Source organism: Streptomyces sp. NPDC006283 (genome assembly GCF_040613325.1).
GTDB lineage: Bacteria > Actinomycetota > Actinomycetes > Streptomycetales > Streptomycetaceae > Streptomyces.
In genome coordinates this window covers 1-13,543 of sequence record NZ_JBEXRZ010000205.1, presented here as the reverse complement: position 1 = coordinate 13,543, position 13,543 = coordinate 1, and the positions used below count along the sequence as shown (strand labels likewise).

The following is a 13,543-nucleotide window of genomic DNA, read 5'->3' as shown; positions in this document are numbered from 1 at the left end:
ATCCGGCTCTGGTAGGCGTAGTCGTCATGGGTGCGCGGGATCAGCTTCGGCAACGCCGTCGTGCCGCCCGGACGACCGTCGAGACCGCCGAGCAGTCCGAGCCCGAGGCGGAGGCGGCGCCCAAGCCGCGCCGCCGTCGTACCCGTCGCGCGTCGGAGGCCGTTGTCGCCGAGGCCGAGGCCGTGGTCGCAGAGGCCGATGCGGTTGTCGCGGAGGCGGAGACGAAGCCCCGTCGGCGTACCCGTGCCGCCAAGGCAGTCGACACGGCGGAGGCGGTCGAGCCGGCCGAGGCCGAGGCGAAGCCGCGCCGGACGCGTACGCGCAAGGCCGTGGCGCCCGTCGAGACCGCTGTCGAGACGGAGGCCGAGGCCAAGCCGCGCCGCACCCGGACGCGCAAGGCCGCGGAGCCGGCGGCCGAGACCGTCGAGAGCGTCGAGAGCGTCGAGCCCGAGGCGAAGCCGCGTCGGCGCACCCGCGCCACCAAGGCCGTCGACACGGCGGAGGCGATCGAGGCAGAGGCCGAGGCCAAGCCGCGCCGCACCCGGACGCGCAAGGCCGCGGAGGCCAAGGTGACGACGGCCGCCGCGGAGACCGCGCCGGAGGCGGAGCCCGAGGCGAAGCCGCGCCGGACGCGTACGCGCAAGGCCGTGGCGCAGCCGGAGAGCTGACGCACTGGCACCCGGATGGCCCGGCCCCGAAAACGGGGCCGGGCCATCCGGGGTTTTCCCCCACTGTCCGCGTTAGCCTCGTCGCATGAGTCGCCCGCCCACCTTCGTGCCGCCCTCCTGCGCCGAGCCCCGCCCGCTGTCCACCTCGCGCGGCACCTTCGCCGTGCTCGACGCGCGGCCGTCCGGAGTCCTGCGCGGCACCGCGTTGTTGCTCCCCGGGTACACGGGCAGCAAGGAGGACTTCATCGCGCTGCTCGAGCCGCTGGCCGACGCCGGTTACCGGACTGTCGCGGTGGACGGTCGCGGACAGTACGAGACCGAGGGACCGGCGGACCAAATTGCGTACGAGCAGGGCGAGTTGGCTCGGGACGTCCTCGCCCAGGCAGCGGCCGTCGGCGGCCCCCTGCACCTGGTGGGGCACTCGCTCGGCGGTCAGATCGCCCGCGCCGCCGTTCTGTTGGACGCCTCCCCGTTCTCGACGTTCACGCTGATGTCCTCGGGTCCTGCCCAGATCAGCCCGGCCCAGCAGCAGCGGGTGAAGCTGCTGGGCGACGCACTCGCCGTCATGCCGATGGACCAGGTGTGGGAGGCGATTCTGGCGTTCGACGCACCCGAGGACGCGGAGGCGGAGGCCACCGAGGGCCGGGAGGATCTGCGACGCCGCTGGTTGCGCCACAATCCCGCTCAGCTCATCGCCACCGGCCGCCAGTTGACGACGGAGCCGGACAGGGTGGCCGAACTCGCCGGCGTAGGGCCGCTGCCCAAGCACGTGCTGTCGGGCGAACGCGACGACACCTGGCCGGTGCCACTGCTGGACGAGATGGCTGGGCGACTGGAAGCGCACCGGACGGTCGTCCGGGGCGCGGAGCATTCGCCGAACACGGACCGCCCCCTGGAGACCGCTTCCGCGCTCGCGCGGTTCTGGGATCAGTACTGAGACTGCAGGTGCTGCCAGAACCCGTCACGGAGCGCTCGGCGCAGTACGGCGTGGCCGCGCAGTGATCGCTGGAGCCTTCGTTCCGCTTCGATCAGCAGGTCCTGGTCCACGGGGCCGGGCAGATAGGGATGGCCGGGGAGCAGTCCGGCGAGTTCGGCGCGCCCCCGCTCCCCCAGCCACGTAGCCGCGATCTGGGCGCCCATGAACCGCACTTCGTCGCGCGAGGGCGGCGGCTCCCCCTCGTTCTCGTACGTCGTGACGGGCCTGCGGGTGATGTAGGGGCGGCAGAAGCCGAGGTCGAAGGTGCGCTGGCTGTCGACCTCCCACAGCAGCGGCTCCGCCTGGTTGCGGCCCTCCGCGGCCTCGATGCCCCACAGGTGGACGCGCGCGCCGTAGCCCTGGGCGGCCTCGACGGCGGAGACGAGGTCCTCGTCTCCGCCGACGAGTGCCGCGTCGCTGATGGCACGGTGCCGGGCGAGCGACTCGAGATCGGTGCGGATCAGGGAGTCGACACCCTTCTGCTGATTGTTGGCGTTGAGGTTGCCGAGGCGCACCTTGACGTCGGGCAGCTCCGCGATGGACTGCTGTTCCGTGGTGTGGATGCGGCGCCGGGCGCCGTCGTACCAGTAGACCCGCAGCAGTCGGCTGTCGGTGAAGATCTTGCCTGCCTTCTCGATGAAGGCCGCGATCAGCCCTTCGGCGTCCAGGTCGAAGGAGCGCCGGTCCTCGGTGCCCGCCACAAGCAACCCCGCCGCAGCATAGACGTAACCGGCGTCGACGAAGATGGCATGGGTCGACGGGGTCTTCGCGCCCTCGGCGAGCATCCGCCGCAGGAGCTCATTGGTGCGCTCCAGGCGGGTGGCGATCTCGTTGATCTCTGCATCGTTCATACGCGGCTCATTCTCCGTGTCCACAGCGCTACCCGCCAGTAGTTAGGCAATCGAAAAATTTCCTTAGCGTAGGGAATGTTTGCAGGATGCACGGCGTTGCAACCCTGTGTACACAGACGGAGACATCCGTCTGCCATTCAGTTCTCCTGCAGGAGGATCAGACGAAGGGAGAAGCCTTGCGCTTCGAGATCATGCGACTGGACGACGTCGACGGCACCGCTGTCGACAGTACGGTCGTGGATGCCGCCTCCGTCAACCGGATCGTGCAGCAGGCCGCTTCGATCGGCCAGCGCATCTATATCCGGCCCGCCGACGCACCCGTTGCTTCATAACGCCTCATTGAGCTCTCGACGCACGACGTGACGCACAACTGACGCACGACCGACGCACGACGCCCCCGTACGGACTGCCGTACGGGGGCGTGCTGCGCCTGCGTCCCGGGCCGCTCACGCGCCCTGGATCACCTGTGTGACGCCGTTGATGATCTGCTGCACGGCGATCGCGGAGAGCATCATGCCGGCGAGCCGCGTCACCAGCACCACACCGCCGTCCTTGATCAGGCGGATGATCACAAGCGAGTAGCGCATCGTCAGCCAGAGCACGACGTGCATGGCGACGATCGCCGCCCAGACCGAGACCTGCTGCCCGGCGCCCTCCGCGTGCTGAACGGCGAGGATCACCGAGACGATCGCACCGGGGCCTGCCAGCAGCGGCATGCCCAGCGGCACCAAGGCGACGTTGACGTCCTTCGTCTGCTTGGGCTCGTCGGTCTTTCCGGTGAGCAGGTCGAGGGCGATCAGCAGCAGGAGCAGACCGCCGGCGATCATCAGCGCCGGCACGGAGACGTGCAGATAGTCGAGGATCTGCTGGCCGAGGATGCCGAAGACGGTGATCACTCCGAAGGCGACCGCCACGGCCTGCCACGCCATCCGGCGCTGCACCTTGGTGGCGCGCCCGGAAGTGAGCGCGAGGAAGATCGGCGTGATCCCGGGGGGATCCATGATGACAAAAAGGGTCAGGAACAGAGAGCCGAAAACGGCAGCGTCGAACACAGTGAGGGCCTTGCGTGGAGAGGGTGGTTCAGGGAGAGGGGCGGGATTACAGGCGGACTCCGCCCGTCCCCATCACCGGGAAGGCGCCCGTGGCGCGGCGGGTGATCTCGCCGTAGATCTCCGGGTCGGTGGTGTACTCGCCGAGCCGGCAGGTCTTGCGGCTGCCGTGGTAGTCACTGGAGCCCGTGGGCAGCAGCCCCAGCTCACCGGCGAGAGAGCGCAGCCGGGCACGGGTCGCCTCGTCGTGGTCCATGTGGTCGACCTCGATGCCGTCGAGGCCGCAGGCGGCGAGCTCCGCCATCGCCGACTCGGGGACCACCCGGCCTCGCTTGACGGCGAGCGGGTGGGCGAAGACGGTGACGCCGCCGGCCGCCTTGACCAGGCGGACCGCGGTGAAGGGGTCGAGCTCGTGCTTCTCGACGTATGCCCGGCCGCCGTCGGCGAGCCACAGCGGGGTGAAGGCGTCGGACACCGAGGACACGACACCCAGCTCGACGAGGGCCTCAGCGATGTGCGGCCGGCCGACGGACCCGTTGCCGGCGATACGGGCGACCTGCTCCCACTCGACGGGCACGCCGAGCTCCTGGAGCTTGCCGACCATCGCCCGGGCGCGAGGCACCCGGTCGTCGCGCACGAGCTCGCGCTCGCGCAGCAGATCGGGCTCCTCGGCATCGAACAGATACGCCAGCAGGTGGAGTCCGACGCCGTCGAGACGGCAGGAGAGTTCGGCGCCGGTGACGAGGGTCACGCCCTCGGGGACCGCGCCGGCCGCCTCGGCGTGCCCACGGGTCGTGTCGTGGTCGGTGAGCGCCACGACGTCCAGACCGGCGGCGGCGGCGTTACGCACCAGCTCGGCCGGGGAGTCCGTACCGTCGGAAGCCGTGGAGTGGGTGTGCAGATCGATGCGCACGACGCTGACTCCGGGGCTCGCGGGCGGACAGGGGACACCCCAGGATAACCGCCCCGCACACACCTTCCGGCCGGGCGAAACGGCGGCCGCACCGGGGCCGTGTGCGATCAGGACAGCGGCCTCGGTCATGTCGCGGGCGCGGCCCGGTCAGGACAGCAGTCGCGGTGACAGCGCACCGCACGGCAGCAGTTCGACCTCCGCGCCGGCGTCCCGCAGGTCCGTGAGCACCAACTCGTCGTACAGGAGCAGCCCGGTCTGCTCCGGCCAGACGACGGCCCACAGCCACAGTCCGCGCGCCTCGCCGGCGAAGACCGCACGGTCGTCGGGCGCGCCCGTGACGTGCCAGAGCGGTGTGGGCCTGCCGGCGGCGAGCACCTTCGCCTGCGGGGGTTTGGCGACCTCGATGTGCGGCCCCGGGTCCGGTCCGTCGATTCCCGCATACCGGGAGCCGAGGCCGACGCCCAGCTCCTCCGCGATCAGCAGCAGCTCCCCGATGCCGCCGAGCGGGCCGGGCCCGGAGCAGGCCACCGCCGTGGCACGGCCGCCGCTGCGGTCGTCGCCCGCATAGGCGACACCGGTGAAAAGCCAGCCGACCGGCAGTGGCCAGGGCATCCACACGGGGACCTTCGCGCGGTGCACCACGACACCGAGGGCCTCGACACTGGGCGGGATCACCGGCTGCAGCGGGTGCACGGAACCGTGCACATCGCACTGCCAGGAGTCGGCAAAGAGACCGGGCGCCCTCACCCGGCCACCGCACTTCGGGCAACTGGGTTCGCCCCTCATAGGGCCCAACGGTCCTCTCCGGCCGACCTCGCGTCAAGGACGATCACCCGTCCGGCACGAACCCTTCCACCCGCCGAGATAGATGTAGCTTGAATTTATTAGCCTGTCTAACTTACTCTCGGCGGATAGCAAGCCGCGCCGACCCGCGAACCCGCACGACGGAAGGAGCCGTTCCATGCAAGGACGGGAAACCGCAGCAGCTCCGCTCGACGAGGGAGCCCGCAGCATCCTGCGCCAGCCCAAGGCGGTCTGGGCGACGGCGGGCGCATCCGTCGTCGCGTTCATGGGCATCGGTCTGGTGGACCCGATCCTGCCGTCCATCGCCCAGGGCCTCGAGGCGACACCCAGTCAGGTCTCGCTGCTGTTCACCTCGTACTTCCTGATCACCGCATTCGCCATGCTGGTCACGGGATTCGTCTCCAGCCGCATCGGCGGACGCAAGACCCTGCTGGCCGGACTCGCGCTCGTGATCCTCTTCGCCGCCCTCTCGGGGACGTCCGGCTCGGTGGGCGAACTGGTCGGCTTCCGCGCGGGCTGGGGGCTCGGCAACGCGCTCTTCGTCTCGACCTCCCTCGCCGTGATCGTCGGCGCGGCGGCGGGCGGCAGCGCCGCCGCGATCCTGCTCTACGAGTCGGCTCTCGGCCTCGGCATGGCCTGTGGTCCGCTGCTCGGGGCGGTGCTCGGCGATGCCAGCTGGCGGTATCCGTTCTTCGGGACGGCGGCCCTGATGGCGGTCGGTTTCGTGTGCATCGCGGTGTTCCTGAAGGAGCAGCCGACACCGGCCCGCAAGACCTCGCTGCTCGACCCCGTCAGGGCCCTCGGGCACGGAGGTCTCGCCTCGGCCGCCGCGTCCGCGTTCTTCTACAACTACGCGTTCTTCACGGTGCTGGCCTTCACCCCGTTCGTGCTGAACATGACGCCCTACAAGTCGGGCGCGGTCTTCTTCGCCTGGGGTGTGCTGCTCGCGGTCTTCTCGGTGCTGGTCGCGCCGCGGCTGCAGGAGCGGTTCGGGTCGCTGAAGGTGCTCGGCGGATCCTTGCTCCTGCTCGCCGTCGACCTGCTGGTACTCGGCTACGGGAACCACGCGGCCGCCGTGGTCGGCACCGTCGCCTCCGGCGCGTTCATCGGCCTGAACAACACCGTCTACACGGAGCTGGCGCTCGGCGTCTCCGACGCCCCGCGGCCGGTGGCGAGCGCCGGCTACAACTTCGTGCGCTGGTTCGCGGCGGCCGCCGCCCCGTTCCTCGCGCCGAAGATCGAGGAGTGGACCGACATCCGCATCCCGTTCGTGGTGGCCGCCGCGGCGGCCGTCGTCGGTGCGGGCATCGTCTGGGTGAAGCGCACCTCGCTCAGTCTCGAGGCGAAGGAACTGAAGCCCCTTCACGCCGTCGAGGACAGCGTGAGCGTCGTGGCCAACTGACCTTGCCGGGCCGCCGGTTCAGTCGAGCGTCACGGACCTGCGCAGCGGATCGCGCAGGTCGGTCCCGTGCGTCAGCCACCGTTCCTGAAGCTCCGCCGCACCGTGGACCCGCTTCCAGGCGGCCTCGTTCGACGTCATGGGGAGCAGCGGCAGGAAGCGCACCGGGTCCATCGGGTCGTCCAGTTCGAGATCCTCGACCAGGCCGCCCGGCTCCGCGACGAGCACCGAGCTGAACGGCGCCGAGGGCCACAGCGGCTCACCGACGTCGAGCGATGCCCCCGGAGCCACGATCACACCTTCGACCTGCGGCGACGCTGCCAGTACGGCGAGCGGGCGCAGCGCCTTGTCGGTGTCGGCGAGACCGGCCCGCACGCTCAGGATCAGCTCCGCACGAGGCCCCTTGACCGGGTCGGCGAGGGTCGCGGTGGGATCGGTCATGGGGTGCGCCGACATCCCGAGAGTGGCGTAGCGGACGATCTCCTTGTCGCCGTCACGGTCCCGGAACCGCAACACCTCGATGCGGTCCGTGCCGAGAAACGTCACGGCGGCGCGAGCGTCCGGTTCGCCGAGCGCGCTGCGCAGCCGGGCGTCGACAAGAGCAAGAACGTCTTCCATGTCGCGAGCATAAAACGCGTAAGGAGAGGGCAAACACAGGGATTGACCCGCAGTCGGCTGATAGTCTTGGCCGCTGGTCGGGACGGCACGCAGAAACGCTGCCTTCGAGTCCCGACGACACGTCGTCCCTCACGGGGGACCGGCCGGAGGAGGTGAGGCTGCGGTGGATCGAAGTCGATCGTGCAGTACCAGCAGCTCTTCCGCACGGCACCGTTCCTTTCGCCGTTCCTGACACGGCGAACCGGGAATCGTGAGCTGAGGCTCCCACGCACGGGCCCCACGGCACTTCGCACGACGGAAGAGCGCGAGCACTTCGTTTTTGCCTGTCTGTAGCGAACGCCGTCACCGCGACCACGCGGTGCCGCCCGCTTTGCGGACGTATACCTCACGTCCCCATTCCGGGCTGTGCCACGCACCGCCGACGGCCTCTCCGTGAAGGAGCCAGCCATGTCGATGATCCGTGACCTGCGCGCAGCGGTCCGCCCCTCGCTGCGCAAGAGCAGCGCCCCGTACAGCAGCTACGACCCGACCCGTGACCCCTCCGCCTCCAGCGCGGTGGTCGACTGCGCCGTCTACCGCGACGGCCGGCGTCTCGAGAGCAGTGCCTGCCTGACGCCCCACGAGGCGATGCTGCGCGTGCGTGAGGAGGGCGGCTTCGCCTGGATCGGACTGCACGAGCCGACGGAGGCCGAATTCGCCGGTATCGCGGCCGAGTTCGGGCTCCACCCGCTGGCAGTGGAGGACGCGGTCCACGCCCACCAGCGGCCCAAGCTCGAGCGGTACGACGACACCCTGTTCACGGTCTTCAAGACCATCCACTACGTCGAGCACGCCGAACTGACCGCGACCAGCGAGGTCGTCGAGACCGGTGAAGTGATGTGCTTCACGGGCCGGGATTTTGTCATCACCGTGCGGCACGGCGGCAAGGGGTCGCTGCGTGCGCTGCGGCACGGCCTGCAGAAGGACGCCGAGCTGCTGGCCAAGGGCCCTTCCGCCGTGCTGCACGCCATCGCCGACCATGTCGTCGACGGCTACATCGCGGTGGCCTCCGCCGTGCAGGACGACATCGACGAGGTCGAGATCGACGTCTTCTCGGCGCCCGCCAAGGGCAGCCCGCGCGGCAGCGACGCCGGGCGGATCTACCAGCTCAAGCGTGAGGTGCTCGAGTTCAAGCGGGCCGTCTCCCCGCTGCTGCGGCCGATGCAGCTGCTGAGCGAGCGGCCGATGCGGCTGATCGACCCCGACATCCAGAAGTACTTCCGTGACGTCGCCGACCACCTCGCCCGGGTTCAGGAAGAGGTCATCGGCTTCGACGAGCTGCTGAACTCCATCCTGCAGGCCAACCTGGCACAGGCGACCGTCGCGCAGAACGAGGACATGCGCAAGATCACGTCCTGGGCGGCGATCATCGCCGTGCCGACCGCCGTCTGCGGCATCTACGGCATGAACTTCGACCACATGCCCGAGCTGCAGTGGAAGTACGGCTATCCGGCGGTGCTCACCGGCATCGCGGTCGTGTGTTTCGCGATCCACCGCACCCTCAAGCGCAACGGATGGCTGTAGGGCGCTCCGCGAGTGCCGGTAGATAGGCTGCGCGTATGACATCCCATCTGCTCGGCCAGGCGCTCGTCGAGGAGGCCACCAAGAAGTCCGGCCTCATCTGGGTGCGCGGCGACGGTCCGGCACGCGCCCTGTGGCATGTGTGGCACGAGGGCGCCGTGCACGTCGTCGGGGACGGGCCGGGCGAGCAGCCGCTGCCGGGGCTGGCCGACGGCAGACCGGCCGAGGTCACCGTCCGCAGCAAGGACAAGGGCGGTCGGCTGGTCGCCTGGGCCGCGACGGTGACGGAACTGCCCCCGCGCTCCGTGGAATGGCATGCGGCCGTCGGTGAGCTGAAGGGCAAGCGGCTGAACGCACCGGACACCGAGGAGATGACGGAGCGCTGGGCGCGCGAGTGCCGGGTCCTGCGGCTCGAGCCACAGGACACCGTCACCGAGCTGCCCGACGGCTCGCTGGCTGCGGCACCGCTGCCGACGGCGGCGACGACGCGCCGCCCGATTCCGGCGGCCCTGCCGAGGCTGCTGCTGAAGCGACGGGGGCGGCGCGGCTGACCGCTCGGGCCGGGCCTCGTTCAGGCCGCTGAGAGACCGGCCCGTCCGCCCTCAGCCGGCCCGTCGAACCGTGCCCGCCCGTCGAACCGTGCCGGCCCCTCGAACCGTCAGCCGCCCGAGCCCGATCCCGACGTCTTCGGGAGCTGACCGCCGTAGTCGACCGTCTCCCCCTTCGCGGGTTCGGCCAGCGGGAAGTCCTTGTCCCAGTCCGCGAGCGTGAGCACCCCGGCTCCGCCCGCCCGCGCGAACTGCAGCGGAAACGGCTTGCCCTCGAGCGAGACGTCGAGGACCCCGCCCCGGCCGCCTTCGCCCGCGGTGACCTTGATCGTGCGCACCCCGCCGACCTGTGTCCGGTCGCCCTTGCTGAGCTCGCCCTGCATCCCGAGCAGCCCGTCGAGCAGCACGTCCATGTCGGTGAAGCCGCGGAACTGCTTGTACGACGGGTCGCCCTTGGGCACCTTCACGTACTTGTCGGCGAGCTTCTCGGCCGCCTCCATGTCCGACTTGCTGGGCTCCTCGCCACCACCGTCCACGTGGCTCCAGAAGCCGGCGTCGGCCTTGAGGAAGAGCGCGTCGTCGATCCGCAGCAGCTCGAAGGCATTCTCCTTCGAGGTCAGCGAACCCGTGCCGCCGTCGTGCTTGAGCCGCATGTTCAGCTTGTACGTGCCGCCCTTGCTGACGAGCGTCCCCGACAGGCGCACCGAGGCCGCGGCGTCCGCCGCCGCCCGCGCCTTGTTCTCGATCTCCTCCGCGGAGAGCTTCCCGATCCCGTTGGTCCCCGCGTCCGGGTCCTCGCCGCACGCCGTGAGCGCCACGGCCAGCCCGGCACACAGCACCGCTGAGAGCGCAACCCGGCGCACTCGGCCGACCGGAGGGAGGGGAGTCACAAGCGCACTGCCTCTCATCTGTGGGGGGATGGCAGTGCGCAGCGTACCCGTGTGGGGTGCACCGGTTCACAGGCAGCCGTACGGACGTCAGCCGGGGGCGGCCCGGAACGGTACCGGCTAGCCTGAACCCGTCGAAACCATGCATTTTCCAGCAAAAGAGGAGGGGCGAGCATGGCTGGAGGCGCCCCTCGGGTCTTCGTCTCGCACCTCGCGGGCGTGCCTGTCTTCGACCCCAACGGCGACCAGGTCGGACGCGTACGCGACCTGGTGGCGATGCTGCGCGTCGGGCGCCGCCCGCCGCGGCTCCTGGGCCTCGTGGTCGAGGTGATCAGCCGCCGCAGGATCTTCCTGCCGATGACCCGCGTCACCGGCATCGAGTCGGGACAGGTCATCACCACCGGCGTGCTCAACGTCCGCCGTTTCGAGCAGCGCCCGACCGAACGGCTGGTGCTCGGCGAACTCCTCGACCGCCGCGTCCGCCTGGTGGAGAGCGGCGAGGAGGTGACCGTTCTCGACGTGGCCGTCCAGCAGCTTCCCGCCCGTCGCGACTGGGAGATCGACAAGGTCTTCGTACGCAAGGGCAAGGGCGGCGCGCTGCGCCGCAAGGGCGAGACGCTGACTCTGGAGTGGTCCGCCGTCACCGGCTTCTCGCTCGAGGAACACGGGCAGGGCGCGGAGAGCCTCCTCGCCACCTTCGAGCAGCTACGGCCTGCCGACCTGGCCAACGTGCTGCACCATCTCTCGCCGAAACGGCGCGCCGAGGTGGCCGCGGCTCTCGACGACGACCGGCTCGCCGACGTGCTGGAGGAACTTCCCGACGACGACCAGGTCGAGATCCTCGGCAAGCTCAAGGAGGAGCGGGCGGCCGACGTGCTGGAGGCCATGGACCCGGACGACGCGGCCGACCTGCTGTCCGAGCTCCCGGAGGAGGACAAGGAGCGGCTGCTGGCGCTGATGCGGCCCGCCGACGCCGCCGATGTACGACGGCTGCTGTCGTACGAGGAGCGCACGGCGGGCGGTCTGATGACGACCGAGCCGATCGTGCTGCGGCCCGACTCCACGGTGGCCGACGCCCTGGCCCGCGTACGCCAGCAGGACCTGTCCCCCGCACTCGCCGCCCAGGTGTACGTGTGCCGGCCGCCGGACGAGACCCCGACGGGGAAGTACCTCGGCACGGTGCACTTCCAGCGGCTGCTGCGGGACCCGCCGTTCACGCTGGTCAGCTCGATCGTGGACAGCGACCTGCCGCCGCTGTCCCCGGAGGCTCCGCTGCGGGCCGTCACCCAGCACCTCGCGGCTTACAACATGGTGGCGGCGCCCGTCGTCGACGAGAGCGGCTCGCTGCTCGGGGTCGTGACCGTCGACGACGTACTGGACCACCTGCTCCCGGACGACTGGCGCGAGACGGAGTTCGAGGAGTCCGCGCATGGCTAGCGGGCGGGACCAGGGGCCGCCCGAACGGATCGAGCGCGACCGCATGCCGGCCGGGGCGAGCGCCGCCCCGCGGACACGGGCACGGCTCGACCTTCCGCGGGCCCCGCGGCGCAGCCTGCTGCCCGACTACGACCCCGAAGCCTTCGGGCGGCTCTCGGAGAAGATCGCGCGGTTCCTGGGGACGGGCCGGTTTCTCGTCTGGATGACGCTGACGATCATCGCGTGGGTGGTGTGGAACGTCAGCGCGCCCTCGGATCTGCGCTTCGACGAGTACCCGTTCATCTTCCTGACCCTCGCGCTGTCGCTCCAGGCGTCGTACGCGGCGCCGCTGATCCTGCTGGCGCAGAACCGGCAGGACGACCGGGACCGGGTGAATCTCGAACAGGACCGCAAGCAGAACGAGCGGTCGATCGCGGACACCGAGTATCTGACCCGCGAGGTCGCGGCGCTGCGGATGGGCCTCGGCGAGGTCGCCACCCGGGACTGGATCCGCTCGGAACTCCAGGACCTGGTCAGGGAGCTGCAGGAGCAGCGCGTGCCGCTTCCCCACGAGCGGTCCGGTGGGAGTGACGAAGACGACCGCTGACGGGCTTTCCGAACGCGGTGCGCAGCGCCGTACCATCTGCGTATGGCTACGGAAGACGCGGTGCTTGAGGCACTGGCGACGGTGAACGACCCCGAGATCAACCGACCGATCACCGAACTGGGCATGGTGAAGTCGGTCGACATCGGGGACGACGGCACGGTCGCCGTCACGGTGTACCTCACCGTCTCCGGCTGTCCCATGCGCGAGACGATCACCAAGAACGTGACCGAGGCGGTCGCCCGCGTCGAGGGCGTCTCCCACGTCGATGTCACCTTGGACGTGATGAGCGACGAGCAGCGCAAGGACCTCGCGGCGTCGCTGCGGGGCACCACCGCGGAGCGCGAGGTGCCGTTCGCCAAGCCGGGCTCGCTGACGCGGGTCTACGCGGTGGCCTCCGGCAAGGGCGGCGTGGGCAAGTCCTCGGTGACCGTGAACCTCGCGGCGGCCATGGCGGCGGACGGTCTGAAGGTCGGCGTCGTCGACGCGGACATCTACGGCCACAGCGTGCCGCGCATGCTGGGTGCGGACGGCCGTCCCACCCAGGTCGAGAACATGATCATGCCGCCGTCGGCGAACGGCGTGAAGGTGATCTCCATCGGCATGTTCACCCCGGGCAACGCACCGGTGGTGTGGCGCGGTCCGATGCTCCACCGCGCGCTGCAGCAGTTCCTCGCGGACGTGTACTGGGGCGACCTGGACGTCCTGCTGCTGGACCTCCCGCCGGGCACGGGCGACATCGCGATCTCCGTCGCCCAGCTCGTCCCGAACGCCGAGATCCTCGTCGTCACGACCCCGCAGCAGGCGGCGGCCGAGGTCGCGGAGCGCGCCGGGTCGATCGCGGTCCAGACGCACCAGAAGATCGTGGGCGTCGTCGAGAACATGGCCGGCCTGCCGTGCCCGCACTGCGACGAGATGGTCGACGTCTTCGGCACGGGCGGCGGCCAGCGGGTCGCGGAGGGGCTGACGAAGACCACCGGCGCGACCGTGCCGGTGCTGGGCTCCATCCCGATCGACGTACGGCTGCGCGAGGGCGGCGACGAGGGCAAGCCGGTCGTCCTCACCGACCCGGACTCTCCGGCGGGCGCGGCGCTGCGCTCGATCGCCGGCAAGCTCGGCGGCCGCCAGCGCGGTCTGTCGGGCATGTCCCTCGGCATCACGCCGCGCAACAAGTTCTGACGGCCAGGGCGGCACCGTGCACGTCCGGTGCCAACTCTCACACATGAGAGTGAAGGCGCGCGTGTGTGCAC

General features: G+C 70.4%; 14 protein-coding genes and 1 pseudogene. 9 read left to right on the top strand and 6 right to left on the bottom strand.

Annotated elements, in window-relative coordinates; translation table 11 throughout:
• Both ABZ070_RS29600 and ABZ070_RS29595 read left to right on the top strand, forming a co-directional pair.
• A pseudogene (locus ABZ070_RS29600) lies at positions 1-668 on the top strand (ATP-dependent helicase); the annotation flags it as partial.
• Between the two features lie 85 nt (positions 669-753).
• The gene (locus tag ABZ070_RS29595; protein ID WP_356638413.1) at positions 754-1,605 is read left to right on the top strand and encodes an alpha/beta hydrolase; all 852 of its coding nucleotides are present in this window, start codon (positions 754-756) and stop codon (positions 1,603-1,605) included.
• Here the strand turns inward: ABZ070_RS29595 and ABZ070_RS29590 are convergent.
• Positions 1,596-2,495, bottom strand: coding sequence for an NYN domain-containing protein (locus ABZ070_RS29590; protein WP_356638412.1), 900 nt, complete (start codon positions 2,493-2,495; stop codon positions 1,596-1,598). The two genes, ABZ070_RS29595 and ABZ070_RS29590, sit on opposite strands and share 10 nt — an antisense overlap.
• A 176-nt stretch (positions 2,496-2,671) precedes the next feature.
• Between ABZ070_RS29590 and ABZ070_RS29585 the strand changes: the two genes are divergently transcribed.
• Positions 2,672-2,827 carry a hypothetical protein gene (locus ABZ070_RS29585; protein WP_356638411.1) on the top strand — a complete coding sequence of 52 codons (156 nt, stop codon included), beginning with the start codon at positions 2,672-2,674 and terminating at the stop codon, positions 2,825-2,827.
• 114 nt (positions 2,828-2,941) lie between these two features.
• Here the strand turns inward: ABZ070_RS29585 and ABZ070_RS29580 are convergent, their stop codons facing one another.
• From ABZ070_RS29580 to ABZ070_RS29570, 3 genes are all read right to left on the bottom strand, one after another.
• Positions 2,942-3,547 carry a MarC family protein gene (locus tag ABZ070_RS29580; RefSeq protein WP_356638410.1) on the bottom strand — a complete coding sequence of 202 codons (606 nt, stop codon included), beginning with the start codon at positions 3,545-3,547 and terminating at the stop codon, positions 2,942-2,944.
• 46 nt (positions 3,548-3,593) lie between these two features.
• Entirely contained in the window at positions 3,594-4,457 is an 864-nt protein-coding gene (locus ABZ070_RS29575; RefSeq protein WP_356638409.1) for a PHP domain-containing protein, read from the bottom strand.
• A 147-nt stretch (positions 4,458-4,604) separates the two neighbouring features.
• Positions 4,605-5,243, bottom strand: a complete 639-nt coding sequence (locus ABZ070_RS29570) for a DUF6758 family protein (protein WP_356638408.1) — start codon at positions 5,241-5,243, stop codon at positions 4,605-4,607.
• Positions 5,244-5,418: 175 nt separating this feature from the next.
• On the opposite strand from ABZ070_RS29570, the gene ABZ070_RS29565 reads away from it, so the two are divergent.
• The gene (locus ABZ070_RS29565) at positions 5,419-6,663 is read left to right on the top strand and encodes an MFS transporter (protein ID WP_356638407.1); all 1,245 of its coding nucleotides are present in this window, start codon (positions 5,419-5,421) and stop codon (positions 6,661-6,663) included.
• 18 nt (positions 6,664-6,681) lie between these two features.
• On the opposite strand, the gene ABZ070_RS29560 is transcribed toward ABZ070_RS29565, so the two are convergent.
• On the bottom strand, positions 6,682-7,278 hold the full coding sequence (locus tag ABZ070_RS29560) for a suppressor of fused domain protein (RefSeq protein ID WP_356638406.1): 597 nt from the start codon (positions 7,276-7,278) through the stop codon (positions 6,682-6,684).
• 447 nt (positions 7,279-7,725) lie between these two features.
• On the opposite strand from ABZ070_RS29560, the gene ABZ070_RS29555 reads away from it, so the two are divergent.
• Both ABZ070_RS29555 and ABZ070_RS29550 read left to right on the top strand, forming a co-directional pair.
• Positions 7,726-8,841 carry a magnesium and cobalt transport protein CorA gene (locus ABZ070_RS29555; RefSeq protein ID WP_356638405.1) on the top strand — a complete coding sequence of 372 codons (1,116 nt, stop codon included), beginning with the start codon at positions 7,726-7,728 and terminating at the stop codon, positions 8,839-8,841.
• Between the two features lie 35 nt (positions 8,842-8,876).
• Positions 8,877-9,389 carry a hypothetical protein gene (locus tag ABZ070_RS29550; RefSeq protein WP_356638404.1) on the top strand — a complete coding sequence of 171 codons (513 nt, stop codon included), beginning with the start codon at positions 8,877-8,879 and terminating at the stop codon, positions 9,387-9,389.
• Positions 9,390-9,496: 107 nt separating this feature from the next.
• Here ABZ070_RS29550 and ABZ070_RS29545 read toward each other — a convergent pair whose 3' ends face one another.
• Positions 9,497-10,294, bottom strand: a complete 798-nt coding sequence (locus ABZ070_RS29545) for a hypothetical protein (protein WP_356638403.1) — start codon at positions 10,292-10,294, stop codon at positions 9,497-9,499.
• A gap of 153 nt (positions 10,295-10,447) precedes the next feature.
• On the opposite strand from ABZ070_RS29545, the gene ABZ070_RS29540 reads away from it, so the two are divergent.
• The 3 genes from ABZ070_RS29540 to ABZ070_RS29530 are packed head-to-tail and all read left to right on the top strand — an operon-like array spanning position 10,448 to position 13,472.
• The gene (locus ABZ070_RS29540) at positions 10,448-11,710 is read left to right on the top strand and encodes a CBS domain-containing protein (protein WP_356638402.1); all 1,263 of its coding nucleotides are present in this window, start codon (positions 10,448-10,450) and stop codon (positions 11,708-11,710) included.
• Positions 11,703-12,296, top strand: coding sequence for a DUF1003 domain-containing protein (locus ABZ070_RS29535; RefSeq protein WP_356638401.1), 594 nt, complete (start codon positions 11,703-11,705; stop codon positions 12,294-12,296). The genes ABZ070_RS29540 and ABZ070_RS29535 overlap by 8 nt, the downstream gene beginning before the upstream one ends.
• Positions 12,297-12,338: 42 nt before the next feature.
• A complete protein-coding gene (locus tag ABZ070_RS29530) occupies positions 12,339-13,472 on the top strand; it encodes an Mrp/NBP35 family ATP-binding protein (protein ID WP_356638400.1) in 1,134 nt (377 codons plus the stop codon).
• The last annotated feature ends 71 nt before the right edge of the window (positions 13,473-13,543 follow it).